Source organism: Bartonella sp. AC62GZZY, from assembly GCF_042196525.1.
In the GTDB taxonomy this organism is placed as follows: Bacteria; Pseudomonadota; Alphaproteobacteria; order Rhizobiales; family Rhizobiaceae; genus Bartonella.
The window spans coordinates 23157-48792 of record NZ_JBHIQN010000007.1; the positions used below are offsets into that span (position 1 = coordinate 23157).

Annotated in this window: 22 protein-coding genes; 14 read left to right on the top strand and 8 right to left on the bottom strand. The window is 37.1% G+C overall.

Annotated features, from left to right (window positions below):
• Window positions 1-16 precede the first annotated feature (16 nt).
• Window positions 17-478: a RidA family protein gene (locus ACFIML_RS05740; RefSeq protein ID WP_375607219.1), complete on the bottom strand. Its 462-nt coding sequence runs from the start codon at window positions 476-478 to the stop codon at window positions 17-19.
• Between the two features lie 145 nt (window positions 479-623).
• On the opposite strand from ACFIML_RS05740, the gene ACFIML_RS05745 reads away from it, so the two are divergent.
• The 13 genes from ACFIML_RS05745 to lpxB all read left to right on the top strand — a co-directional run bounded on the left by ACFIML_RS05745 (window position 624) and on the right by lpxB (window position 14714).
• Window positions 624-1460, top strand: a complete 837-nt coding sequence (locus ACFIML_RS05745) for a cell envelope integrity EipB family protein (RefSeq protein ID WP_375607218.1) — start codon at window positions 624-626, stop codon at window positions 1458-1460.
• Window positions 1461-1627: 167 nt separating this feature from the next.
• On the top strand, window positions 1628-2407 hold the full coding sequence (gene rpsB / locus ACFIML_RS05750; protein ID WP_375607217.1) for a 30S ribosomal protein S2: 780 nt from the start codon (window positions 1628-1630) through the stop codon (window positions 2405-2407).
• A 102-nt stretch (window positions 2408-2509) separates the two neighbouring features.
• Window positions 2510-3433: a translation elongation factor Ts gene (gene tsf, locus ACFIML_RS05755; RefSeq protein ID WP_375687603.1), complete on the top strand. Its 924-nt coding sequence runs from the start codon at window positions 2510-2512 to the stop codon at window positions 3431-3433.
• Between the two features lie 157 nt (window positions 3434-3590).
• Window positions 3591-4310 carry a UMP kinase gene (gene pyrH, locus ACFIML_RS05760; RefSeq protein ID WP_375610636.1) on the top strand — a complete coding sequence of 240 codons (720 nt, stop codon included), beginning with the start codon at window positions 3591-3593 and terminating at the stop codon, window positions 4308-4310.
• A gap of 37 nt (window positions 4311-4347) precedes the next feature.
• Window positions 4348-4908, top strand: coding sequence for a ribosome recycling factor (gene frr / locus ACFIML_RS05765; RefSeq protein WP_273790667.1), 561 nt, complete (start codon window positions 4348-4350; stop codon window positions 4906-4908).
• A gap of 732 nt (window positions 4909-5640) precedes the next feature.
• The gene (locus ACFIML_RS05770) at window positions 5641-6456 is read left to right on the top strand and encodes a phosphatidate cytidylyltransferase (protein WP_375607214.1); all 816 of its coding nucleotides are present in this window, start codon (window positions 5641-5643) and stop codon (window positions 6454-6456) included.
• A gap of 15 nt (window positions 6457-6471) precedes the next feature.
• Complete coding sequence (locus tag ACFIML_RS05775; protein ID WP_375607213.1) at window positions 6472-7620, top strand: RIP metalloprotease; 1149 nt, start codon at window positions 6472-6474, stop codon at window positions 7618-7620.
• Between the two features lie 203 nt (window positions 7621-7823).
• Complete coding sequence (bamA, locus tag ACFIML_RS05780; RefSeq protein ID WP_375607212.1) at window positions 7824-10220, top strand: outer membrane protein assembly factor BamA; 2397 nt, start codon at window positions 7824-7826, stop codon at window positions 10218-10220.
• 65 nt (window positions 10221-10285) lie between these two features.
• Window positions 10286-11332 (top strand): UDP-3-O-(3-hydroxymyristoyl)glucosamine N-acyltransferase, encoded by a 1047-nt coding sequence (lpxD, locus tag ACFIML_RS05785; RefSeq protein WP_375614674.1) that lies wholly within the window; start codon window positions 10286-10288, stop codon window positions 11330-11332.
• 1 nt (window position 11333) lies between these two features.
• Window positions 11334-11801: a 3-hydroxyacyl-ACP dehydratase FabZ gene (gene fabZ, locus ACFIML_RS05790; RefSeq protein ID WP_375607210.1), complete on the top strand. Its 468-nt coding sequence runs from the start codon at window positions 11334-11336 to the stop codon at window positions 11799-11801.
• A 24-nt stretch (window positions 11802-11825) separates the two neighbouring features.
• Window positions 11826-12650, top strand: coding sequence for an acyl-ACP--UDP-N-acetylglucosamine O-acyltransferase (lpxA, locus tag ACFIML_RS05795; RefSeq protein ID WP_375610638.1), 825 nt, complete (start codon window positions 11826-11828; stop codon window positions 12648-12650).
• A gap of 2 nt (window positions 12651-12652) precedes the next feature.
• Window positions 12653-13525, top strand: a complete 873-nt coding sequence (locus ACFIML_RS05800) for an LpxI family protein (protein WP_375607208.1) — start codon at window positions 12653-12655, stop codon at window positions 13523-13525.
• Window positions 13518-14714 (top strand): lipid-A-disaccharide synthase, encoded by a 1197-nt coding sequence (gene lpxB, locus ACFIML_RS05805; RefSeq protein WP_375607207.1) that lies wholly within the window; start codon window positions 13518-13520, stop codon window positions 14712-14714. Before ACFIML_RS05800 ends, lpxB begins: the two co-directional genes overlap by 8 nt.
• 20 nt (window positions 14715-14734) lie before the next feature.
• Here lpxB and ACFIML_RS05810 read toward each other — a convergent pair whose 3' ends face one another.
• From ACFIML_RS05810 to gltX, 7 genes are all read right to left on the bottom strand, one after another.
• On the bottom strand, window positions 14735-15508 hold the full coding sequence (locus ACFIML_RS05810; RefSeq protein ID WP_375607206.1) for an amino acid ABC transporter ATP-binding protein: 774 nt from the start codon (window positions 15506-15508) through the stop codon (window positions 14735-14737).
• Window positions 15509-15587: 79 nt separating this feature from the next.
• A complete protein-coding gene (locus ACFIML_RS05815) occupies window positions 15588-16295 on the bottom strand; it encodes an ABC transporter permease (RefSeq protein ID WP_375607205.1) in 708 nt (235 codons plus the stop codon).
• On the bottom strand, window positions 16295-17014 hold the full coding sequence (locus ACFIML_RS05820; RefSeq protein ID WP_375607204.1) for an ABC transporter permease: 720 nt from the start codon (window positions 17012-17014) through the stop codon (window positions 16295-16297). Before ACFIML_RS05820 ends, ACFIML_RS05815 begins: the two co-directional genes overlap by 1 nt.
• A gap of 79 nt (window positions 17015-17093) precedes the next feature.
• Window positions 17094-17846, bottom strand: coding sequence for a transporter substrate-binding domain-containing protein (locus tag ACFIML_RS05825; protein WP_375608543.1), 753 nt, complete (start codon window positions 17844-17846; stop codon window positions 17094-17096).
• A 494-nt stretch (window positions 17847-18340) separates the two neighbouring features.
• Window positions 18341-19093, bottom strand: coding sequence for a transporter substrate-binding domain-containing protein (locus tag ACFIML_RS05830; RefSeq protein ID WP_375615217.1), 753 nt, complete (start codon window positions 19091-19093; stop codon window positions 18341-18343).
• Between the two features lie 874 nt (window positions 19094-19967).
• Complete coding sequence (gene gltA / locus ACFIML_RS05835; RefSeq protein WP_375609502.1) at window positions 19968-21263, bottom strand: citrate synthase; 1296 nt, start codon at window positions 21261-21263, stop codon at window positions 19968-19970.
• Window positions 21264-21527: 264 nt separating this feature from the next.
• Window positions 21528-22958 carry a glutamate--tRNA ligase gene (gene gltX, locus ACFIML_RS05840; RefSeq protein ID WP_375608546.1) on the bottom strand — a complete coding sequence of 477 codons (1431 nt, stop codon included), beginning with the start codon at window positions 22956-22958 and terminating at the stop codon, window positions 21528-21530.
• A gap of 111 nt (window positions 22959-23069) precedes the next feature.
• Here gltX and ACFIML_RS05845 point away from each other — a divergent pair, with 111 nt between their 5' ends.
• Window positions 23070-25346, top strand: a complete 2277-nt coding sequence (locus ACFIML_RS05845; protein WP_375687606.1) for a ComEC/Rec2 family competence protein — start codon at window positions 23070-23072, stop codon at window positions 25344-25346.
• Window positions 25347-25636 lie beyond the last annotated feature (290 nt).

Sequence of the window (25636 nt, forward strand, 5' to 3'; positions counted from 1 at the left end):
CTGTCTTAATGAAGGTTTAGATTTCTATGATGGCTTCAACTTCTACAGGAACATCCATAGGAAGAGAGGCAACACCAATAGCAGAACGGGCGTGTTTTCCAATTTCACCAAGGATATTGACGAATAAATTAGAAGCTCCATTGGCAACAAAAGGAATATCGGTAAAATGAGAATCTACAGCCACAAAAACAGTAATTTTGACCACACGTTTTATTTTATTTAAGTCACCCAGAGTTGCCTTGAGTTGCGCGAGAATATTGAGAGCGCAAGCTTCAGATGCTTTTTGGGCTTGTTCGGTATTCACAGTTGCACCAACTTTACCGATAGCTATAGGTTTTCCATTAATAAGAGGGAGTTGTCCAGAAATAAAGAGTTGATTGCCACTTTGTGAAGTGGTGATGTAATTGGCAAGGGGGGAGATTACTTCAGGAAGAGTGATTCCGAATTTTTCTAAGTTTTTTTCAATCATATTGGTCATAATTTTAACTCCATAGCTGCTTTATAATATATTCATTGCATAATCTATTTTTTGATTTAAGAAAATGTGTGGTTAATTGAGAAATTAGCCTTTTTTGCCTTATTGTATGATGTTATGCAACGGGGATAAAGTTCGGAAGTTGGGAATGATTAGATCATTATTTATAATAATTTTATATATTGTTTTTTTATGTACTGCGAGAGCTGAAGAGCCCATTTTTATTGTGCCTCATCGAGCAATTTATGATTTTCATCTCGATAGTGTTTCTCATGAAATGACAATTTCTGCGATGTCAGGACGAATGGTTTACGAGCTCACTGGTTCGGCATGCCAGGGCTATAGCACACGTTTTCGTTTCATTAGCCGTGTTCACATTGAAGATATGCCAGTACGTTTGACGGATCAACAGACGACGAGTTATGAAACAGGAGACAGCCGTACATTTCGTTTTAATATTACAGATCAAGAGGGAGAAGAGGTTGTGCATCGTGCCGAGGGGGTTGCGGAGCGTACGCAAGATGGTATTACAGTTACCTTAAAAAAGCCAAAGGGAAAAGAGTATAAGCTTGCAATGGCTGAATTTCCAATGATGCAACTAAAAAATATTATCCGCCATGCAAAAGCAGGAGATCATTTTTACAATGTTACTGTATTTGATGGGACAAATAAAGCAGATAAAGTTATAAAAGAAAGTATCGTCATAGGGGAAAAGAAAACGCTTTTATCTGATAGCGAAACGGAAAAAGTAAGAAAATTGGATGAAGAAGAATATTGGCCTGTTACAATTTCTTATTTTGATGATGGAGAAAATAAAGATGGTTTGCCGGTTTATCGTAGCAGTTTTCTCTTACATGAGAATGGTGTCATGCGAGATCTTCATATAGATTATGGAACTTTTTCAGTGCGTGCAAAATTGAACAGTCTCGAATTCTTGGAACTTGGAAAAGATCTTAATCAATGTGAAAATGCAAATATTAAATGATTAAAGAAAATAACTTGAAAAAGAATCAAATATTAGTATGTTTGCGCTATTCCACACGCGGAGTCTGGGTGTTTGCAAATGATCTCTGAGAAACTTCTAGCAAGCATCCGCCGGTAGCAGGTCTTCCTGCTTTTTCCGCGGAGGTTGAACCGGAAAGGATAAGATTTATGGCACTACCCGATTTTACTATGCACCAGCTTTTAGAAGCCGGTGTGCATTTTGGTCACCAGACTCATCGCTGGAATCCCAAAATGACTCCCTATATTTATGGTCAGCGTAATAATATCCATATTATTGACCTTGCTCAGACCGTTCCACTTTTACATCAAGCACTTAAACTTGTTTCAGATACTGTAGCGCGTGGTGGTCGTATTCTCTTTGTTGGTACGAAACGACAAGCATCTGACATTATCGCTGATGCGGCCAATCGTTCTGCCCAATATTACGTTAATGCGCGTTGGCTTGGTGGCATGCTCACAAATTGGAAAACGATTTCCAATTCAATACATCGTTTGCGTAAGCTTGACAAAATTCTTGCCGCTGAAGCACAAGGCTTTACCAAAAAAGAACGTTTAAATCTCGAACGTGATCGTGAAAAGCTTAATCGTGCGCTTGGTGGTATTAAAGATATGGGTTCTGTTCCAGATCTTATATTTGTTATCGATACAAATAAAGAAAATATTGCACTCCAAGAAGCAAAGCGTTTGGGTATTCCTGTAATTGCTATTATTGATACCAATTGTGATCCCGATGACGTGACACATCCAATACCAGGTAATGACGATGCTTCACGTGCAATTTCTCTTTATTGCGATCTTTTTGCCCGTGCTGCTCTTGATGGTATTGCACGCCAGCAAGGAGCAATGGGTATCGATTTAGGAGCTCAAGTTGATGCACCTATGGAGCCTATTTTGGAAGAAAATGCAGTTTCAGAGGTTTCTGAATAATATAAAATGCCTAATTAAGGTACTTTTATTGTCTAAAGAAGAAGTTATAGGCGTGCAGAGGGATTTTGCACGCTTTCACTGTTACAAAATAAAGAGGCAAATATGAGCATTACTGCTGCACAAGTAAAAGAACTTCGAGAACTATCTGGCGCTGGTATGATGGACTGTAAAGCCGCCCTAGCAGAGACCAATGGTGATATGGAAGCTGCTGTTGATTGGCTTCGTAAAAAAGGAATAGCTAAAGCAGATAAAAAGGCTGGTCGTACAGCAGCTGAGGGATTAATCGGAGTCGTATCAAAAGATTCACATGCAGTTTTGGTTGAGATTAATTCTGAAACAGATTTTGTTGCACGCAATGATGGATTCCAAGACATCGTGCGTAAAGTAGCAACTGCTGCCTTAGATACGTCAGGGGATGTTGAATCTGTTTCTGTTTCTCTTTATCCAGGTTCTGAGAAGACTGTAGAGCTTACAATTAAAGATGCAATTGGCACAATTGGCGAAAATATGACATTTCGTCGTTCCGCTAAATTGTCTGTTGAGAATGGTGTTGTTGCGACTTATATACACAATAGTGTGGCTGATGGGCTTGGAAAACTTGGTGTTTTGGTTGCGATTGAAACAACAGGAAATAAAGAGGCTGCTCTTGCTTTTGGTCGGCAGGTCGCGATGCATATTGCGGCAACCAATCCATTAGCACTTACAGCACAAGGTGTTGATGCTTCTGCTGTTGAACGTGAAAAAGCAATTTTTTCAGATCAAGCACGTCAGTCTGGAAAGCCTGAAAATATCATTGAAAAAATGGTAGAAGGGCGTATGCGTAAATTTTTTGAAGAGGTTGTTTTGCTTTCACAGGCTTTTGTTATGAATCCTGATATGACTGTTGAGGCAGCTTTAAAGGACGCTGAGAAATCAATTGGTGCACCAGCAAAAATCACAGGCTTTATTCGTTTTGCACTAGGTGAAGGTGTAGAAAAAGAGGATTCTGATTTTGCTGCAGAGGTTGCTGCTGCTGTAAAAGGCTAGTTATTGCAAACTCTTGATCAGAGATTTAAAGTCATATCATTGGTTGTAGAATCTCTGAGGGGAACAGTGTAATTGTTGAGAGGGCGTCACGTGAAAAAAGTGGTGCCCTTCGTGATGTCAAAAGCAAAAAGTAAATGAGCTTTTGGGGAGATTATTAATGGCATTAGCACTTCCGTATAAACGTATTCTTTTAAAGGCTTCTGGTGAAGCTCTTATGGGAGGGCAGAATTTTGGCATTGATGTTTCTGTTGTAGACCGTATTGCCGCTGATATTGCAGAAGTGCGCGCAATGGGGATAGAGGTTGCGGTTGTGATAGGTGGGGGAAATATTTTTCGTGGCGTTGCTGTTGCTTCGCATGGTGGAGAGCGAGTGACAGGTGATCATATGGGAATGCTTGCAACGGCTATTAACTCTTTAGCATTGCGAACATCATTGACAAAATTAGGCGTTGAAACGGTTGTACTCTCTGCGATTGCTATGCCACAAATTTGTGAAAGTTTCTCGCAACGTAAAGCAATAGCTTATATGAATCAGGGAAAAGTTGTTATTTTTGCAGGGGGTACAGGAAATCCATTTTTTACCACTGATTCTGCTGCCACTTTACGTGCAGCAGAAATTGGTGCGGATGTCCTTCTTAAAGGAACACAAGTTGATGGTATTTATTCAGCAGATCCAAAAATAGACCCTACGGCTAAGCGTTTTGACCAATTAACACATGTTGAAGTTTTGCAATGGGGATTATCTGTTATGGATTCAACGGCGGTCACTTTAGCACGTGAGAACAATGTACCGATTATTGTGTACTCCATTCATGAAAAAGGCGGTTTGGCTAAGGTTTTGAATGGAACAGGACGCTTTACAATAGTATCGGAATAAGGGTAAGCTTCAAAGAACAATTGAAGGAGACAGAAATATGAATGTTACATCAATTATGGATGATCTGAAACGTCGCATGGATGGTGCTATTACGGCTTTTAAACATGAATTAGGTGGTTTGCGGACTGGACGTGCATCGGCCAGTTTATTAGAACCGTTGACCGTTGAATCTTATGGTTCTGTTGTGCATATAAATCAAGTTGCTAATATTTCTGTTCCTGAACCTCGGATGCTTTCTGTTTCTGTATGGGATAAAACGATGGTCGGAGCTGTAGAGCGCGCTATTCGCGATTCTGGTCTTGGTTTAAATCCCATAACTGATGGTACGAATTTACGTATTCCTTTGCCTGAGTTGAATGAAGAGCGCCGTAAAGAACTTGTAAAAATTGCGCATCACTATGCAGAGCAAGCGCGTGTTGCTACACGTCATGTTCGTCGGGATGGTCTGGACAATTTGAAAAAGTTAGAAAAAGATGGTGAAATTGGACAAGATGAAGCCCATAGTTTGTCTGAGAAAGTTCAAAAACTCACAGATGAAACTATTGCTGATATTGATAAAATTTTAGCCGTAAAAGAATCTGAAATTATGCACGTTTAAGACGATTTTGTCGCTAGAAAAAGGATGTTATATTCCCAGCCTGTAAATTGTTTCTAGGGATAATTGTAGGGCGTGGTGTGCTCTGTGGTAGCAAGGTGTTATGCAGGAAGGTATTCTATCATTTTGATATGGGAGAGACTGATTTGAAAGGGCAGATGTTTTTATTTTTTAGTCTGCGTGGTAAATCATGCCCTTTGGTGGGAGACACTATTTAACAGCATGGTGCGGTTTTTTAGTTGAACACGTCTTTGTTAAAATGCGTAATGAAAGCATTATTAGAAATTATTCAAATATTCTAAGATGAAGGTTGGGGAAAGAATATAATGAAAAAAACAAGCCCAACCTTTCTCTTATTTCTCATTATAAAACATGTGAGTATAATTGATCAAGCAGATGTTATGTGGCGTAATTCGTTTTTTAATGACGAATAGTTGATAGAAAAGTGTTTTTATACGAAACCTATATTAGTTAATTTGTATGGGGCAGAGGTAACTGCTTTTTTATTTTATATTTGAGAAAATATTAAAAAAATATTTTATAATTTTGACGGAGATTTTTGAAGCTGTTTTCATTGATTATTAGTTTCATAAGCGCTATCTTAGTAGACTGAATTATTTATGATAAATTATAAGAGAAATTATACAAGTATGAGATAAAAATACTGCGTAGGGGAGTTTTTCTTGCGTTAATTTTAGAGCTTGTATTTTCTATTTTTATTGTTTGGATGTTGTTTTGTCTAATTTGGTTTATCGTATTCTGACAGCTTTTGTTTTTGGCATTATTGCGTTGTATCTAACATGGTTGGGAGGAAATTTCTTTTTTTTATTTGTATGGTGTATTGGAGGTTTTGTTCTTTATGAGTGGATGAGTATTACTAAAGAGAAATGGTGTATTTTACAAAAAATATTAGCAAGTATCTTTTATTTAATCTTTGGCTTTTTTTTAGTGTTGAGTGTATCTGCTTCATTGATTTTTTGTGTTTTAATCGTTTTAGCTACAGTGTTAGCTATTATATCTATAAAAAAGAGTGGTTGGGTTTTTTGTGGTTTTTTATATGCCTCTTTTCCTGTTGTTGCTTTATGCTTTCTACGGGATCATGAACTGTTGGGGTTCCAAGTTGTTATTTTCTTATTTACGATAGTGTGGGGAACAGATATTGGTGGTTATTTTATCGGACGTGCATTAGGGGGCCCTAAATTAGCACCACAATTTTCTCCTAATAAAACATGGTCAGGAGCACTTGGTGGTACATTTGTCGGAGTTTTCGGTGGTATATGGGTTGCTTTTGGATTTTTTGATATAAATTTAGCCAGTTTTTTTGTGCCACTCCTTACACTTGTTTTGTCAATTGTTTCACAATTGAGTGATTTAGGGCAATCATGGCTCAAAAGACGGTTTTCTGTTAAAGATTCTAGTTCTTTATTGCCTGGACATGGTGGTTTTATGGATCGTATAGATGGATTGGTAGGGGCAGCTTTTCTTCTTTATTTAATTGGTTCATTTATGTCTGATATGGATGCGCCTTTTAATCTTTTTAGTATGATCTAATTGGGAGAAGATAGTTTGGAGCTTTTAAATCATATCGTCACTATGGGTGATTTTCTTTTAAGAAGTTTGAGTATTCTTTTCATCATTATGATTATCATTTTTGTGCACGAATTTGGGCACTATCTCATTGGTCGGTTGTGTGGTATTAAGGCGTTAATTTTTTCGCTTGGATTTGGACCAGAAATAGCGAGTTATACAGATAAGCATGGCACGAAGTGGCGTTTAGCACTTATCCCCTTAGGAGGTTATGTAAAATTTGTTGGGGATGAGGAAAAAATCGATACGGAATCATCCCAATCATCTCTGATTGTTGATGGTTCATTTGCTAGTGCGCATGCTTGGAAAAAAGCAGCAACTGTTTTTGCCGGTCCTTTCTTCAATGCTCTTTTTACTGTTGTTATTCTAACATTTTTTTTCTTTATCTATGGTCGTGTAGCCATTGAGCCCGTTGTTGGTTCTTTGGTAAAAGATAGCCCTGCTCTTCAATCCGGTTTGGAATTAGGTGATCGTTTTGTTGAAATGGATGGACGACGGGTTGAAAGCTTTGAAGATTTGATGAATTATGTAGCTTTTCACGGAAGAGAACCCATAGAGTTTAAAATAGAACGCATGGGGCGAGTCTTTACAACGATGATTACCCCAAAAGTCGTTGAGCGAGATGATGGATTTGGTAATCGAACACGAAGTGCTATGATAGGTGTAGGTGTTCCTGTTGATTTAAATAATCCTGCACATTTAGATCCAACTTATATAAAACATATTCGCTATGGTTTTGTAACAGCTGTAAGAAAAGCGTCAGACCGTACTGTGTTTATCGCCACTCAAACTGTTCTTTTTATGAGTCGTTTAATAGGAGGCAAAGAGGATCATTGTCGGCTAAGTGGACCTTCTAAAACCGTTAAAATTGCTTGGAAAGTGAGCGAGACAGGTTTTATCTCTTTGTTGAATTTGGCAGCTTTTCTTTCAATAAGTGTTGGGCTTATTAACCTTTTTCCGATTCTACCGCTTGACGGTGGGCATCTTTTATTGCATGTCATTGAGGTCATTACTGGGAGGAAAATATCTGCTAAAATTCAGGGAATCTTTTTTCGTTTAGGTTTTTCCATTCTTCTCCTTTTTATGATCTTTGTCTTTTTTAATGATTATTTTTGTTGGTTTAGCTAATTAAATTATGGAAAATGCTTTATAAATTAAGTAATAATAGCAAAAACAAATTGAAGGTTGTTTACCATGTCTACAAAATGTTGTGGCGTTGTACATTATAATGAGTAATTAAGGAATGAAAAGTCTCGCTGTAAAAAGGTTGTTATGGCAGTTAGCTTTTTAAGGCATCATGTCCAAAGAACGAGAGTAAGGTAAAAAAGCCAATGACTACGAATTCAAAGTTTTTAAATGCAGCATCTGTATTGGTGTTAAAGATGGGGATGATTGCCCCTGCAACGGTTTTTATGTCAATTGCTGCGGTCGGAGAAATACAAGCGTCTGTAGTCCGCTCTATTGAGGTTCGTGGGAATAAGTTTGTAAGTTCTCAGGCGATTCGAGACAATATGGGGATTAAGGTTGGGCAAGGTGTTTCCAGTGGTGATGTTGATAGTGCTGTGAAGAACCTTTTCGAATTGGGTTTATTTTATGATGTTAAAATAAATCCGGTGGGTGATAAATTGGTTGTATTCGTAAAAGAATATGAGGTTGTCAATCAAATATTGTTTCAAGGAAATAAATCTTTTAAAGACCCAGATCTTAAGCGGTTTATTTCTTTAAAACCAAATGAGCCTTTTAATTCTGCTAAGCTTTCTGCTGATATAAATACAATTCGTGAGGCTTATAAAACTCTTGGTCGTAATAATATCACTGTTAACGTTCAAACGATTAACCTTGGAAAAGGGCGGGTTAATGTGGTATTTAATGTCGTTGAAGGGAAAAAAACAAAGATTGGTGATATCACTTTTAAGGGCAATAATGTCTTTGGAAGTCGCCGTTTGCGTGATGTGATTTCAACAAAAACTTCAGGAATTTTTTCGAAGTTGTTGGGAGGTGATGTTTATAGTGAAGAGCGCCTCGCTGTTGATGAAGAAGCTTTACGTCGCTTTTATTATAACCGTGGTTATGCAGATTTTCGTGTAGTCTCTTCTAAAGCAACTTTTGATGCAGCAAGCAATACGTATAAAATTTCTTTTGTTCTTGATGAAGGGGCGCGTTATAAAATTAGTGATATTCAAGTTGAAAGTGATGTTGATGGAATTGACGTTCAATCTGTAAAAAGGATGCTTAAAACCCAGCCAGGTAATGTTTATAGTGCAGAAGATATTGAACAGTCTGTTGCAACTATTAATAACAAAGTTGCTGATTCGGGATATGCTTTTGCTAAAGTTGAACCGCGGGGAAATCGTAATTTAGCAAATCATACAATTTCAATTTTATATAATATTGAACAGGGTACACGTGCTTATATTCAGCGTATTGATATACGTGGTAATGAGAAAACGCGTGATTATGTCATTCGTCGTGAGATTGATTTGAATGAAGGAGATGCCTACAATCAAACTTTATTACAGCGGGCAAAACGTCGTCTAGAAAGTTTAGGTTTTTTCAAAGCCGTTAATATTTCAATGGTTCCTACCGAGCAATCTGACCAAGTTGTTTTGGTGATAGATGTCGTTGAAGCCTCAACAGGAGATCTCTCTCTTTCAGGGGGGTATACAACGGGGGGAACAAGTCCTGGTATGTCACTTGAAGTTTCTGTTACTGAACGTAATCTTGGGGGACGTGGTCAATATGTTCGTTTAGGATTAGGTGCGGGGCAAGAAAAATCTCGTAATTATAATTTATCATTTGTTGATCCTTATTTCTTAGGGTATCGTTTATCTGCTGGCGTTGATGTTTTTCGTAGTACTTATCGTGCTGATAAAGCCTATGATGTACGGCAGACAGGTGGATCACTGCGGTTTTCGTTACCTATTAATAATCAATTATCTGCTAATGTAGCTTATTCTTATGTGCAGGAAGAATATGATTTTGGCGGAGAGTATGATTTTGACAAAGAGAGTGACATAATAGAATTATATGGGAAATATTCTGGTGCGATTGTTCAAGCTGCAAAACACAGCCCTTGGAAACGTTCATCAATTAGTTATGGTTTCACCTATAATACGATTGATGATATGAGATCCCCCCATGATGGGTGGTATGTGCATCTGCTTCAGGAATATGCAGGGCTTGGTGGGAGTGCAAAGTTCTTGAAGACCACGGGTAAGGCGATGATGTACAAGACTCTTTCTGACCAGAAGGATATCGTTGGTTTGCTTTCCTTTGGGGGTGGTTATATCCACGGAATGGGCCGAGATGGTGTTCGTATTTTCGATATGTTTAAGGCGAATACTGATATAATCAGAGGGTTCAAATATAATGGGATAGGCCCACGTCAGGTTTCCAATAAGGGTGAAGTTTATTTCTTAGGGGGAACAACATATATGAATGCGACTGCTGAAGTACAGTTTCCTATTCCTGTTGTGCCTGAAGGATTTGGGTTGCGCGGTGCTTTATTTGCGGATATTGCCACGCTTTATGGTAATAATTATAAGGCAGTTTTTAAAGGTGAGCCGCCTGTTACCAATACCAAAAGTGCTTGGCGCTCATCTGCAGGTGTGAGTTTGATGTGGGATTCTCCGTTTGGTCCTTTGCGTTTTGATTATGCTTGGCCAATAATGAAGCAGGAGGGGGATCGTGTGCAGCAATTAAACTTTGGTATTTCTACAAAGTTCTGATTTGAGCGATTTTAAGAAGGAAAAACTTGAAGAGAATAGCTTAAGCTGGGAGAGAAAGTGTTTTGATGGCGGATACATTTTTTTTTACGCCGTCCCGACGATTGACAGTTGCAAATGCTGCTGAGTTGACGGGTGCAAAGCTTCTTAATCCAGAGTTTTCTCATAAAGTTATCAATACTCTTTCTTCACTTGAGAGTGCTGTGGAGGGTTCGCTTGTTTTTGTAGAGCATCGGAAGTTTTCTGATGCTTTGCTGGATAGTTCTGCTGTTGCTGTTTTGTGTACGAATGAGATTGTTTTTAAAGTTCCCGAAACTATGGCAATTTTGGTGACATCCACACCACAGCGTGACTTTGCTCAGATTGGTCGTATTTTGTTTCCAGATTCTGTTAAGCCAATACCTTGGTTGGGGAAGAAGGGGATTTCATCGCATGCGCATATTCATCCAACGGCTAAGTTGGCGCATGATGTGTGTATTGAAGCGGGAGCTGTTATTGGTAAAAATGTTGAGATTGGTGCAGGAACTCTTATCTCATCCACAGCTGTTATCGGTGAAAATTGCCGTATTGGATGTGACTGCTATATTGCTCCTAAGGTAACAGTTCAGTGTTCTATAATAGGTGATAAGGTTCAGCTTTATCCTGGTGTTTGCATTGGGCAAGATGGTTTTGGTTATGTTGGGGGCGTTTCTGGAATCGAGAAAATTCCACAGCTTGGTCGCGTTATTATTGAGGATGGTGTAGAAGTTGGTGCGAACACGACAATTGATCGTGGAACATTTCAAGATACTGTTATTGGTGAAGGAAGCAAGATTGATAATCTTGTACAAATTGCCCACAATGTAAAAATTGGTCGCTATTGTCTTATTGCCGCTCAATGTGGCATTGCGGGAAGTACATCTATAGGGGATATGTCTCAGCTTGGTGGAAGTGTGGGAGTAGCTGATCACATCATAATAGGTAAATCTGTTCAGATTGCTGCTCGTAGTGGTGTTATGAATGACATTCCGGATGGCGAAAAATGGGGAGGTAGTCCAGCGCGACCATTTAAACAATGGTTTCGTGAAGTAGCGGCGTTGCGCAGTATGGGAAAAGTTAAAAAGGAGAAACGCTGATATGATCAGCAGTGAAAAAACTAAAAACTTAGAGGCTGTCGATATTGAAAAACTATTATCAATATTACCGCACCGTTATCCATTTTTATTAATTGATCGTATCGTTGATATTGATGGTGAACAAGAAGCGATTGGTATTAAAAATATAACGATTAACGAGCCACATTTTACAGGACATTTTCCCTCAAAGCCTGTTATGCCTGGAGTTTTGATTTTAGAAGCTATGGCACAAACGGCAGGAGCAATAGCACTTTTAAATTTAGGCAATAAGCAAACAAATTTAGTTTACCTTATGACGGTTGATAATGCGAAATTTCGTAAGCCGGTTATGCCTGGTGATCAGCTCAAGATTCATGTTCAGCTTTTGAAAAAAAGATCTGGTATGAGACGTTTTTCATGTGTTGCAAAAGTAGAAGATGTCCGCGTCGCTGAAGCAGAAATTGCTGCGATGATTGTTGAAAAAGAATAAACGATATTTGATAGGAATTTAAAAATGTCCGGTACGAAAATCCATCCAACTGCTCTTGTGGAGAAGGGAGCGCAGCTTGGTGAGAATGTATGCGTTGGGCCGTTTTGCCATATTAGTTCAGAGGCTGTTATTGGTGATGAATGTAGTTTGACAAGTCATGTTGTAATAATGGGAAAGACGACTTTAGGAGCTAAGAGTAAAGTATTTTCTCATGCAGTTTTGGGAGCTGAACCGCAAAATAATAAACATAAAGGAGGGGCTACGACTCTTTTTATTGGTAAGAATTGTACGATTCGTGAAGGTGTAACAATGCATAGGGGTTCCGATTCGAGTGTAGGAATGACAGTTGTTGGTGATAATTGCCAATTTTTTTGTTATGCGCATATCGCTCACGATTGTCATGTAGGCAATCATGTAACATTTGCCAATAACGTAATGATTGCTGGTCATGTTACTGTTGGTGATTATGTGATTATCGGGGGTGGAGCTGCTGTTCATCAATTTGTTCGTGTTGGACATCATGCATTTATTGGCGGTGTATCTGCACTAGTTGGTGATCTGATTCCTTATGGAACAGCTGTTGGTGTGCAGGCAAAACTTGCCGGACTTAATATTATTGGCATGAAGCGTGCAGGCCTTGGGCGTCAGGATATTCACGCACTACGTCATGCGGTTGCGATGCTTTTTGATCATAGCAAACCATTTAAAGAGCGTGTTAGTGATGTTGCTTCTTTTTATTCTTCTTCTCAGTCTGTTTCTGAAGTTGTTAATTTTATTAAAGAAGAAGGAAAGCGTTTTTATTGTACACCAAAATTTGAAGATAATAGAATAAAAGAACATAAGGATTAAAAATGCCTATTTACGGTGCCAGAAATTTTCTTTCCGGCCGTACTGCCGTTATAGCAGGAAATGGTGTTCTACCGATTACTGTTGCGCAGGTTCTTGAGAAGAATGGGCAAAATCCTTTTCTTGTACTTTTGCGTGGTGAAGCAGATTCTATTCTTTATCGTTATGAGCATTGCGAGCTATCAATTGTAGAGTTAGCACAACTCGTTAAAATCTTAAAAGAGGTTGGAGTTTATAATGTTGTTTTGGCAGGTGGTGTGAAAAAGCGACCACTTCTTAAACAATTGCGACTGGACTGGACAACATTTTTAGCTCTGCCTAAGTTAATCGGAGCTTTGAGGAAGGGAGATGATGCGTTATTAAAAGCTTTTATACGGATTATTGAAGCGTATGGTTTTTGTGTTATCGGTGCCCATGAAATAGTACCAGATCTTTTAGCTCCCATAGCATTTAATTTAACAATACGGCGTGCTACGCCAAAAGAGAAAAAAGATATTTTTTTAGCAGCAGAAGCAGCAAAACTTTTAGGTCAATTGGATATTGGACAAGCCGTTGTTGTTGTTCAGGGAAGGGTGGTTGCTTTGGAGGGCGCTGAGGGAACTGATAATATGTTGTGGCGTGTTTGTGAAATGCGAGAAAGAGGGCAAATTCCCTCTAAGGGTGGTGTTCTTGTAAAATGTGCAAAACCACAACAGGATAATCGCGTTGATTTGCCATCAATTGGTCCCGCGACAATAATGAATATTGCAAAGAGTGGTTTATCTGGTGTTGCGGTGGAGGCAAATAGAAGTCTAATATTATCAGTGAAAACAACAATAGAAAAAGCCAACAAATATTCTCTATTTATAGAGACATTTGAGAAGTTTGGTCATGAATAATTGTTTCTTAAAGATTGCAGTGGTTTCAGGTGAGGAATCTGGTGATTTACTTGGGGCCGATCTAATTTCTTGTTTATCACAACAGATAGGATGCAATATTCATTTGATTGGTGTTGGGGGGAGCCATTTAAAGGCATTAGGCTTAAAAAGCTTTTTTGATTCCCATGATATTGCTTTAATAGGTTTAAAGGAGGTGTTGAAAAAACTACCGTTGTTGTTGCTACACATTCGCAATTTATCCAAATTTATTGCACAAGAACAACCTGATTGTTTAATTATTATTGATAGTCCTGATTTCACGCATCGTATTGCAAAAAAGGTACGTGCTTTAGCGCCTTCTATTCCTATCATTAAATATATTGCACCAACCGTTTGGGCATGGAGGCCAGAGCGTGCAAAAGCTATGTGTGGATTTGTTGATCATGTTTTAGCGGTTTTTCCTTTTGAAGAAAAGATTATGCAAGATTTGGGAGGCCCTGCCACGACTTATGTTGGACATCGTCTTTTGACATATCCTCCCCTTTTGAGAATTCAGTCAGAAAAAAAAAGCCAATTAGAACAAAGAAATTTGATCGATACACAAGCATTATCGCCTACATTAGTTATTTTGCCAGGATCGCGCAATTCAGAAATTCGTTCTTTAATGCCTATTTTTCGAGAAACAGTAGAGATTCTTGTACAACGTATTCCTCATTTACGTATTATTTTACCAACCTTACCTCATTTGGTAGATAGAATCCGGGACTTTGTGCAGGGCTGGAAAAGCAAGATAGAAATTGTAGTTGGTGAAGATGAAAAATGGCGTGCTTTTGCACAAGCAGATGTTGCTCTTGCTGCACATGGAACTGTTTCACTTGAATTAGCCTTAGCAAAAGTTCCTATGGTTCTTTGCTATAAACTTGATTTCTTTTCTAAATTATTTATTTTTCCTAAAATGATGTTATGGAGCGCTGCTCTTCCGAATATTATTGCTGATAAGCCTATTGTTTCGGAATATTTGAATGAATTAATCCGTCCTGGCATGTTAGCAAGACAGGTAGAACAACTTTTGGCTAATCCTTTATTGCGACAGGCACAACTTGATTCCTTTGAGATGGTAGAACAGAAAATGAAAACTGAAGTACCATCGGGGGTTGTTGGCGCACAAACAATTATCACTCTTTTAAAAAGTAGGAATAAAATTGTATAAATAAAGCAATATTTTAATGATTAATATTTAATTTTAGCAAGAAATTCACAAGCACGTTGGCTTTTAGGATTGGTAAAAAATTTTTCAGATGCTGTATCTTCAACAATTTTTCCGTTTTCTAGAAAGAGTATTCTTTCTGAGACTTTCCGTGCGAAGTCCATTTCATGAGTAACACAAAGCATTGTGATTCCTGTATCTGCTAATTGAGCCATTACTTGCAAAACTTCTCCTACACTTTCTGGATCAAGAGCAGAGGTTGGTTCGTCAAAAAGCATTACTTCAGGTTCCATACAAAGTGCACGGGCAATCGCAACACGCTGTTGTTGCCCACCAGAGAGTTGTAAAGGATATTTTTCACAGTGTTTTTCAATACCGACATGCGTTAAGTAATGAATTGCTCGTTCTTTTGCTTGTTGTTTGGAAAGACCTTGAACTGTCATAGGGGCTAAAATACAATTTTGTATAACGCTCATGTGGGGGAATAAATTAAAGTTCTGAAAGACCATTCCTATCTTACGGAGAACATTTTTTTGCTGTTGTACAGGGGCGGTATGGATATCAACGTTATGGATACGGATCGAACCTTTTTGTGCTTGTTCTAATTGATTAATACAACGAATTAACGTTGATTTTCCAGATCCGGATGGGCCACAAATAACGATATGTTCACCAGTTTGAACATCAAAGTTGATATCATGTAGAACCTGAAAGTTTCCGTACCATTTATTGAGGTTTCGAATGGAGATCACAGGGTTTTTATTGGGAGAGATCGATTGATTATTTTTCAAATTCATCTTGTTTTATTCTTTCATTGATGAATGAATTTATTAATTCAACATTTTGATTTGGTAAAGTTCTTTTATGATCATTTATTTATCGTAAATATCGAGTAAGGCGATGTTCGATAAAAACAATAAAACGATGAATGAGTTCAACAATAAAAAGATAGATAAGGGCTGCCCAAACGTAAACTTGAAAATCGAATGTACGTGAATAAGTGAGTTTAGCAATCCCCATTAAATCATAAACAGTAATAAGTGAGGCAATGGCACTGGATTTAATCATTAAAATCAACTCATTGCCTAGAGGGCGTAATGCTATAATCATTGCTTGTGGAAGAATAACTTTAAAAAATGTGACAGAGTTGCTTAAACCTAAAGCTTTTGATGCTTCACGTTGCCCAGTTGTTACGGATAAAAAACTTCCTTTAAAGATCTCAGATTGATAGGCAGCAGAATTGAGTGTAAAAATAAAAAGACAACAATACCACGCGTTTTGAAAAAACCACCATAGACCAACCTGTTGCCAAAAATTGTTCATTGAACCAAGCCCATAATAAAAAAGGAAGAGTTGGGCTAACAAAGGAGAGCCGCGAAAAAAATAGACATAAGCATTTGCGAAATATTGTAAAAACGTATTCTTTGATAAACGCGCAAAAGCGATAAGCATACCAAGGAAAAAACCAAGAGAACAAGAAATAGAAACAAGCTCAACAGTAACAATAAAGCCATCAACAAATTTGGGGCCATAACGGCTTAAAAGATCAGGATTAAAAAGGAAATAAAGCCACTCCGGAATCATTAACCTAGCACCTTTTTATAGCCTATTTGAGTGTATGTTTCCACATAGCGTAATATTGTAGAAAAAAACGCTGAAAATAATAAATAGAGTAAGCATGCTACAAGATAAAATAGCATGGGTTTATTGGTTGCCGCGACAGCTAAATTCGTTTGTCGCATGAGGTCAACAAGCGCGATAGTTGAAACGAGGGATGTATCTTTCAGTAAAGTAAGCCAATTATTAGAAAGTCCTGGTAAGGCATTTCGGATGAGCTGAGGGAAGACAATACGAAAAAATGTGGTTGATCGTGAAAGGCCTAAAGCTTTGGCAGCTTCATATTGACCTTTATCAAAAATATTAAATGCTCCAAGCCAAACTTCACAAGAGAAAGCTGCAAAAACCAGACTGAGTGCAAGGACACCAGCAACAAAAGCATTGATGCTGAACATGATTTCAAGATTAAAATAGTCAAAGGCATTTTGAATAAGGTTTTGTAATCCATAGTAAACTAAAAACAGAGTTAAAAGCTCTGGTAATCCACGAAATACCGTTGAAAAGAGACGTGCTAGAGCTTTAGCTATCTTAATATTGGATCGAATCATTACTGCATTGAGAAGACCTAAGGGAAGCCCTAGAAGACCACAGCACAACGCCAATGACAATGTCATTCCTGCACTGGAAAGTATAACCGCTCCCCATCCACCATTGCTAAATGATAGCAATGCTAAATTTTCAATCATTCTTGTGTTCCTCATGAAAGAGTTAGATAATGTTTTTTAGAAATAGACAGTAGGTTGCATTTAAATATCACATTGATATTTAATAAACATCATTTGTAAAATATTTTCTCATAATTTTCTCATAAGTTCCATCCAAACGGATTTCTTTTATTGCTTCATTGAACTTATTTTTAAGATCATTATTATTTTGACGGATTGCAATTGCAACAGGAAACTTTGTTTCTTCCAGAGTTCCTAGGAGGAAACAGCAATCTTTTCCTTCATTTTTAAGCCAATTTAACGCTTCTAATTTATCAACAATAATCATATCAAGTCGATGATTTAAGAGGTCACGATTCATTTCTATTGTGGAAGGATAGAGTTTGATTTTTACCTCTTTAGAGGCATAATGATCTTCCGCATACAAAGCTTGTGTTGTATTGGATTGCACACCAAGATTTTTACCTCTAAAGCTTTGTGTTGAGAGTTCCTTAATTCCTGAATCTTTAGTAACAATGACAGCCAGTGCTGTGTCATAGTAAGGATCTGTAAAGTCAATTTTTTGTAAACGCTCTTGCGTATGAGAGAGAGAAGCAACAATAGCGTCATATTTTTTTGCAATAAGTCCGGGGATCATTCCCTCGAAATCTTGCGTGACAATAGTACACTCAACATTCATTTTTTTACAAAGTGCATAAGATATATCAATATCAAATCCCTGCAGTTTGTTATTTGAATCAATATAACTAAAAGGAGGATAGGTGCCTTCACTCGCAATTTTTAATGTTTTCGCATCAGCCAATTGGGCGAATAGCGCGGCGCTTATTATAAGAGCTCCAGCTAATAGTTTCATGATATTCTCCTATTGGATAAGCGGGCAAATATGAAATCGTCACGTTTTATAATCTGTAAGCTTTTTGGGAGCAATGCAAAAATTTATCGGCGTTTATTTTAGATCATTATGTTGCAGATTATTATCAAAAAATTATCTTTTTTATTGATTTAAAGAAAATGAATATCTTATTGCTTTTATGATGGCTTAATTTTCATAAAATGAGTGCTTTGCATTATCTCATAAATAAAAATCGAGAAATTTTCTTGCAAAATAAGGCTATTCAATTTGAACATGAAGAAAAAATTAGATTTTTATAAAATAAAAATACAATCTCAATTATTATTAGATTCCATGAAAGGTTTAAATATCGAGAAACAATTAAAAATTAACTTTTTATAAATATAAATTTTTCTTATAAAAATACTGGGTTTTCAATCATACTTGCATGTTCAACAAAGAGTTTGAAAATATTCCTTAAAATATAAAGCTTCAAGTTTAATTCATAGTGATATTTAATCGATATCGAATGCAAAATACTTTCTCATAATTTCATCATAGGTTCCATCGGCGCGGATTTCTTCTATTGCTTTATTGAACTTATTTTTAAGATCAGTATTATTTTGACGGAGTGCAATTGCAATAGGAAATTTTGTTTCTTCTAAAGTTCCTAGAAGCTCGCAGCAATCCTTTCCTTCATTTTCAAGCCAATTTAATGCTTTTAATTTATCAAAGATGATTATATCAAGCCGATGGCTTAAAAGGTCACGAGTAACTTCTATTGCTGTAGGATAAAGTTTGATATTCACTTCTCCAGAGGCATAATGGTCTTCTGAATATGAAGCCTGTGTTGTATTTGATTGTACACCAAGATTTTTACCTTTAAAGCTTTGTGTTGAGATCTCTTTAATTCCCGAATTTTTGCTAACAATAACAGCGAGTACTGTATTGTAGTAAGGATCTGTAAAATCAATTTTTTGTAAGCGCTCTTTTGTAGGAGAAAGGGAAGAAACGATAGCATCGTATTTTTTGGCAATAAGTCCGGGAATCATTCCCTCGAAGTCTTGCATGACGATAGTGCATTCAATATTCATTTTTTTACAAAGTGCATAAGCTATATCAATATCAAACCCTTGAAGTTCGTTATTTGAGTCAATATAACTAAATGGCGGATAAGAAGCATCACTTGCAATTTTCAGCGTTTGAGAATTGGCCGTTAGAGTAAACAGTGTTGCGCTTATTATAAGAGCTCCTACTAATAATTTCATTATGTTCTCCTATTAGATAAGCTGGCAAATATGAAACCATTATGCATTTTTATAATCTTTAAGCTCTTTGGGAGCAATGTAAAAAATTGAGTTGTTTTCATTATGCTGGATATTATTATCAAAAAAATAATTTATTTTTATCAAGCATGGGAATAGAAAATACAGGAAAGAAGTAAACCTCTTATCGCTTATATAATGAATTTTAATAATTTTATTTAAAAATCAGTAAATTATCTTTAAAAGAAAAACTATTAATTTAAATACAAAGAAAATTTTAGTCCTTAACAGGATAAAATATTATTATTTCCACTTTTTATATGAAATGCAGAATGTCAAAATAAATTTATTTTCTAACAATTGTGAAGATTTTCTTCTAAGAAGTTTGATTTTAGCCGATGATGTTTAAGATGAATGCCTGTATAGGATATAATCATTATAATAAGTTGATCTTTATAGCTATTCTTATAGAAAGAGTCATTTTGCATAGCAAATTTTAAGAGTGCATTTCATTTTCATTCTAATCTACTGTATTTGAAGAAGATAGAAAGAAAAATTCTGACATTGCTAAGTTTTAATATGTAATAAAGGTTTTAAATATGAGGGAATCATAGAAAATACGCTTCATTGAAAATAATGAGAATTATAGGGTAAAATTTTCAATTTTTTTTACTAAATGTGTAGCTAATTTTCAAAAGAGTATTATCAATTTATTGACAGAGCCAAAATTTAGAATTTTTTCGTAAATTTTTATAATGATGTTCTCTGGCGAGAAAGAGCTTTAAAATGAGGTTTTATAAAAATCCTTAAAGGATGCTTTTTGATCACTTTCAATAAAGCCTCAGTAAACTGAAGCTTTATTGATTGATTTATCTCTTTAATTTACACGTTCATCTATAGGAACATAGTCACGCATAGCATAACCTGTGTAAAGTTGTCGAGGACGACCAATTTTTTGGGCAGGGTCTTCAATCATTTCTTTCCATTGTGCCACCCACCCAACACTGCGTGCTAATGCAAAAAGAACAGTAAACATTTCGGTTGGAAAACCTAAAGCTTTTAATGTAATGCCGGAATAAAAATCAACATTGGGATAAAGCTTTTTCTCAATAAAATATTCATCACTTAAAGCAATTTTTTCAAGCTCTATTGCAATATCAAGAAGCGGGTCATCTTGAATGTTGAGTTCTTTTAAAACTTCATGACAAGTTTTTTGCATGATTTTTGCACGTGGATCATAATTTTTATAGACACGATGCCCAAAGCCCATAAGGCGGAAAGGATCATTTTTATCTTTTGCACGTGCAATAAATTCAGGAATTCTTTTAATAGAACCTATTTCTTGTAGCATTTTTAGACATGCTTCATTGGCACCACCATGTGCTGGTCCCCAAAGGCATGCAACACCTGCTGCAATACAGGCAAACGGATTAGCACCTGAGGATCCAGCAAGACGCACTGTAGATGTAGAAGCATTTTGTTCATGATCTGCATGAAGGATAAAGATTTGATCCATCGCTCGGGCAAGCACTGGATTTATTTTATATTCTTCACAAGGAACAGCAAAACACATATGGAGGAAATTTGCAGCATAACTAAGATCATTGCGTGGATAAACAAAGGCTTGTCCGATACTGTATTTATAGGCCATAGCAGCAAGCGTTGGAACTTTTGAGATAAGACGTACAGAAGCAATCATTCTCTGGTGAGGATCTGTAATATCAATAGAGTCGTGATAGAACGCAGACATAGCGCCAAGGCAGGCAACCATGACGGCCATGGGATGAGAGTCACGACGGAAGCCGTGGAAGAAACGTGAAAACTGCTCGTGGACCATGGTATGTTGCATAATACATCGATCAAAGTCGTTTTTTTCTTTCTGTGTTGGGAGTTCACCATAAAGGAGAAGATAACAACTTTCGAGAAAGTCTCCTTTTTCAGCCAATTGGTCGATAGGATAACCACGATAAAGCAATATGCCTTTATCACCATCAATATAAGTAATTTTTGATTCACAAGAAGCTGTTGAAGTAAAACCAGGATCATAAGTAAAAATATCGGTTTTTTTGTAGAGAGAAGCAATTTCGATGACTTCAGGTCCACTTGTGCCTTTACGCAGGGGAAGTTCTACTTTTTTATCATTCACAATAAGATGTGCGTTATTCTCAGACATTCGGTATTCCTTTCAGATCCTTCGCTTCTAAAAATTAAGACTCTGCTTCATCAGAGTAGGAGATATACAATAACTGAAGCTTTTCTTACTTATACTAAGGGCAGATTGCCTCTAAAAGTGAGTACATGCAATCTAAAATATTTCCTTAGCGATCATTATTACTCAATACAAATTGTATTTCAATGATATAACATAAAAAACTCTTTTAGATTGCGTTGAAATATTTGTATAGAGATCTATTTGAGGAGATCTATTCAGTACATATCATGAGTATATTTTTTTGATAAGTTGGTCTTTGATACGATGAAGGCATTCATCGCGTCCTAATAAAATAAGAATATCTAAAACTCCTGGCGATGTTGCGCGTCCTGTAAGAGCTGCGCGAAGTGGTTGGGCGATAGATCCAAATTTAAGATTTTCTGTTTGGGCATAAGAGCGAAGAGTTTCATCTAAAGCTTTTGTATCCCAAGAGGGGCAAGCTTTCAGGGCAAGATAAAGAGCGTTTAAAATGGTTCGTCCATTTTTATCTAAGAGCATTTGTGCTTTTTCATCAAGCTGTAATGGTCGTTGCGTAAAAATGAAGGCGGCATTATCAATCAGCTCGCACAGTGTTTTTGAACGTTCTTTCAAATGTGGGATTGCTTTTAAAAATTGAACACGGCGTTTTTCATCAAGTCTTTCAATGGTTTGTGCTCCCTTATCGGTTTCTGGTAGAATATCAAGAGCGGCATCAAAAAGTTCTTGATCATTGCTCATGCGCATATAGTGTCCGTTAATGGAATCGAGCTTTTTGAGATCAAAACGAGCAGCACCTTTGTTAATATCCTCAATATCAAACCAAGAAATCATATCTTCAAGTGATATAAGTTCGTCATCCCCGTGACTCCACCCTAAACGGACAAGGTAATTGCGCAAAGCAGCAGGAAGATATCCCATGGTTCGGTAAGCATCAACACCGAGCGCCCCATGCCGCTTTGATAATTTTGCGCCGTTTTCACCGTGTATAAGAGGAATATGTGCCATAACAGGAATATCCCATCCCATTGCTTTAAAGATGATTATTTGTCGGGCTGCATTGGTAAGATGATCGTCTCCACGTATGATATGTGTGATGCCCATATCATGATCATCAACGACAACAGCATGCATATAGGTAGGCGAACCATCAGAACGCAAAATAATAAAGTCATCAAGATCTTTATTAGGAAAACGAACATCACCTTGAACAAGATCATGTACTATGGTTTCTCCCTCTTGAGGGGCTTTAATGCGAATAACAGGCTTAACACCTTTAGGAGCTTCAGAACGATCACGGTCCCGCCAACGTCCATCATAACGGGGCGGGCGCCTTTCTGTACGGGCTTTTTCACGCATTTCAGCTAATTCTTCAGGTGAAGCATAACAATAATATGCTTTGCCATTCTTGACCAACTGCTCGGCGATTTGGCGGTGACGTTCTGCACGTTCAAATTGCGAAATAGGGGCGCCATCATAGTTAAGACCCATCCAGTGCAAGCCATCTATTATGGCTTTTACAGCTGCTTCTGTTGAACGTTCCCGGTCTGTATCTTCAATTCGTAGAAGCATTTTTCCACCGGTATGTTTTGCATAAAGCCAATTAAAAAGAGCAGTACGAGCGCCACCAATATGAAGGAAACCTGTGGGTGAAGGGGCAAAACGGGTAATAACAGACACGAATATTTTCCTTTAAATTGAGATATTACTTATGGAACTTTATAGAAAGGTTATGTTAGCATAAGTGATGGGGCGTGCAATAGCCGTATTGCGAGTTAAAGTGGGGGACTGATGTTTTATAAAAGTAAAGAGGGTTTATCCGAAAAATCTGTTACAGAAAGAAAAAAGCCATGTCAGATAGGGCAGAGTGTTTTTTCTAGATATGATGATGCAAAGAACGGTAGCTATAACCAACAAAAACTTTTTTTATTGACACTCTTAAAAGAAGTAATCATTTTTTTTCGCAAATGGTTAGAAGATTGTATTAATAAAGAGGTTGCTTTTGGTATCCTTTTTTCGCTGATTTTAGTCTTTTTTGCCCTAGGAATCATTTTCTATTTTCATTTAGAGTGGGAACCAAGTTGGGGACAATTGGGGGCATTGGTCAGTATTTTTCTGGGAATATTCTATGGTGCACGTTTTTATCCAAAAATATGGATTCCCGTGGGATTTCTGTTTTGTATTATATTGGGTACTTTAGCGGCAAAAATAGAAACGTGGCGTATTGCAACACCCATGTTAGGCAGTGACATTGTCACTACATTGACGGGAAGAATTGTTTCTATTGAGTTAGGTGCCAAAGGAGGATTTCGTTTAGTTTTGGATATTTTGAGTACAGAAAAGCCCATATTACGCCATAGTCTTCATCGTGTTCGTTTATCGGCAAAATATTTGCCATCTGGCTTAGCGATTGGTGATGGACTGCATGGAAAAGTGAAGATGCGTGCATTCTCTGGGCCGGTGCGTCCAGGAGGCTACGATTTTAGTTTTCATAATTACTTTAAAAGAATTGGGGCACAAGGCGTTTATTTAGGAAAACCAAGAAAAATATCCGTTTCTCAGCCTGATGGGATATTCGCTATCATTCTACAGAAAATTGAAAATTTACGCACGAAGATGACACAAAGAATCCGTATAGCCCTTGAAGGAGAAAAGGGGAGTGTTGCAGCTGCCCTCATAACAGGGCAGCGTGCTGGTATTTCAAATGAGACAAATGAAGCATTACGTACAGCTGGATTAGCCCATATTTTATCAATATCAGGTTTACATATGGCGTTGTTAAGCGGCATAGTTCTTTTGAGTATCCGTAGTTTTTTAGCATTTTTTCCAGTTTTTTCTTCCTATTATTCCAGTAAAAAGTTTGCTGCTATCGTTGCGTTTATGATAACAGCTTTTTATTTGTTATTGTCGGGCTTAGCAATATCAGCGCAAAGAAGTTTTGTGATGATTGCTGTTATGTTGGTTGCTATATTGTGTAATCGCTCTGCTATAACAATGCGCAATTTTTCCATTGCAGGGTTGATAACTCTGGCGATGACACCCCATGAAATATTAGGTCCTAGCTTTCAAATGTCCTTTTCTGCGACTGCTGCTTTGATCGCTTTTTTTGATTGGTGGAGTGGAAGATCATTTTTTCGTAAAAGAAAAACAACTCCCTCTTATGTTGGAGGAGGAGTGATGAATTTTTTTTTCTTATCGATTCTTTCAACGTGTGCTTCTTCCTTTGTTGCAGGGAGTGCAAGTGGAATTTATGCTGCTTATCATTTTTCTAATATGGCATCTTTGAGCATTATCAGTAATGCTTTTGCTTTGCCTGTCATCTCAATTTTTGTCATTCCCTTTGGATTAATCGCAGTTCTTGCAATGTTAGGAGGATTCGAATGGCTTCCTCTTCAAATTATGGGGTTTGGAGTTGATCTTGTAATAAAGATTGCACATGCTATCAAGGCTATTTCTCCTGATTTGAATCCTGGTTTTATGCCGTTATCTGCGTTGATCTTACTGAGTATAGGCTTGGTTGGATTGACTTTTTGCAAAACACCTATCAGGCTCTTTTTTAGTTTTTTTATTTTGGTTGGTATTTGTATTTGTGTGATGCATTCACCTATACAGCTGATGATTGCAGATAATATGCGTCTGGTGGGTGTTATCCATGATAAAAAATTATATATTGATCGTTACCATATTTCTAAATTAACGTCATCCATATGGAAAAAGTCATTCCGTGTGAATGAAATGATTAAACCAACAAAGTATGGGCCTTCATTGCACGGACAATTTATTTGTGATCGTCATGTCTGTTCATCCTTATTGGATAATGGATTAAAAGTGATCGTTTTACACAGAGAAACAGATCAATGCGTAGAGGCAGATATTCTCATTCAGACATTTACAATTGCGATGCATAATCCAGTATGTCACAAGAAGGCAAAAATAATATTTACCCCTCAACAATTGTTATCACGAGGAAGCGTGATGATGACCAAAAGTGGGGATATTATTTGGTCTTCTCTAGGGTTTCATAGACCATGGAATATGCATAGACGGTATGCACAAAAAAATATATAATTAAATCGCATTTTTCTTCATATCTGGACGATGACAAAACAGAAAAGAATAGAAGACTTTTCTGATAATATTTTGCGGTATTTAGATTGGTAAATTTATCAATGTCATTGAAACGAAATAATAATCTACAGTTTTCTAGAAATAGATGATTTTTATATCTGATCATTTTAATTTTTTCAAAAAAATTGCTATGTGCATCTTTGTGCATCCTATTGATAGAACAAGATAAATCAAAAATTCTTATTGAATGAGAAAAATGCTAACAAATCTTCTCAAAGAAATAAAAAAGA

Coding starts and splice junctions, on each gene's coding strand:
- ACFIML_RS05745 (WP_375607218.1), top strand. CDS start 624: ATGATTAGATCATTATTTATAATAATTTTATATATTGTTTTTTTATGT.
- ACFIML_RS05740 (WP_375607219.1), bottom strand. CDS start 478: ATGACCAATATGATTGAAAAAAACTTAGAAAAATTCGGAATCACTCTT.
- fabZ (WP_375607210.1), top strand. CDS start 11,334: ATGATCAGCAGTGAAAAAACTAAAAACTTAGAGGCTGTCGATATTGAA.
- tsf (WP_375687603.1), top strand. CDS start 2,510: ATGAGCATTACTGCTGCACAAGTAAAAGAACTTCGAGAACTATCTGGC.
- ACFIML_RS05820 (WP_375607204.1), bottom strand. CDS start 17,014: ATGATTGAAAATTTAGCATTGCTATCATTTAGCAATGGTGGATGGGGA.
- lpxA (WP_375610638.1), top strand. CDS start 11,826: ATGTCCGGTACGAAAATCCATCCAACTGCTCTTGTGGAGAAGGGAGCG.
- bamA (WP_375607212.1), top strand. CDS start 7,824: ATGACTACGAATTCAAAGTTTTTAAATGCAGCATCTGTATTGGTGTTA.
- pyrH (WP_375610636.1), top strand. CDS start 3,591: ATGGCATTAGCACTTCCGTATAAACGTATTCTTTTAAAGGCTTCTGGT.
- lpxB (WP_375607207.1), top strand. CDS start 13,518: ATGAATAATTGTTTCTTAAAGATTGCAGTGGTTTCAGGTGAGGAATCT.
- ACFIML_RS05810 (WP_375607206.1), bottom strand. CDS start 15,508: ATGAATTTGAAAAATAATCAATCGATCTCTCCCAATAAAAACCCTGTG.
- ACFIML_RS05845 (WP_375687606.1), top strand. CDS start 23,070: ATGTTTTATAAAAGTAAAGAGGGTTTATCCGAAAAATCTGTTACAGAA.
- ACFIML_RS05830 (WP_375615217.1), bottom strand. CDS start 19,093: ATGAAATTATTAGTAGGAGCTCTTATAATAAGCGCAACACTGTTTACT.
- lpxD (WP_375614674.1), top strand. CDS start 10,286: ATGGCGGATACATTTTTTTTTACGCCGTCCCGACGATTGACAGTTGCA.
- frr (WP_273790667.1), top strand. CDS start 4,348: ATGAATGTTACATCAATTATGGATGATCTGAAACGTCGCATGGATGGT.
- ACFIML_RS05815 (WP_375607205.1), bottom strand. CDS start 16,295: ATGATTCCGGAGTGGCTTTATTTCCTTTTTAATCCTGATCTTTTAAGC.
- gltA (WP_375609502.1), bottom strand. CDS start 21,263: ATGTCTGAGAATAACGCACATCTTATTGTGAATGATAAAAAAGTAGAA.
- rpsB (WP_375607217.1), top strand. CDS start 1,628: ATGGCACTACCCGATTTTACTATGCACCAGCTTTTAGAAGCCGGTGTG.
- ACFIML_RS05825 (WP_375608543.1), bottom strand. CDS start 17,846: ATGAAACTATTAGCTGGAGCTCTTATAATAAGCGCCGCGCTATTCGCC.
- ACFIML_RS05800 (WP_375607208.1), top strand. CDS start 12,653: ATGCCTATTTACGGTGCCAGAAATTTTCTTTCCGGCCGTACTGCCGTT.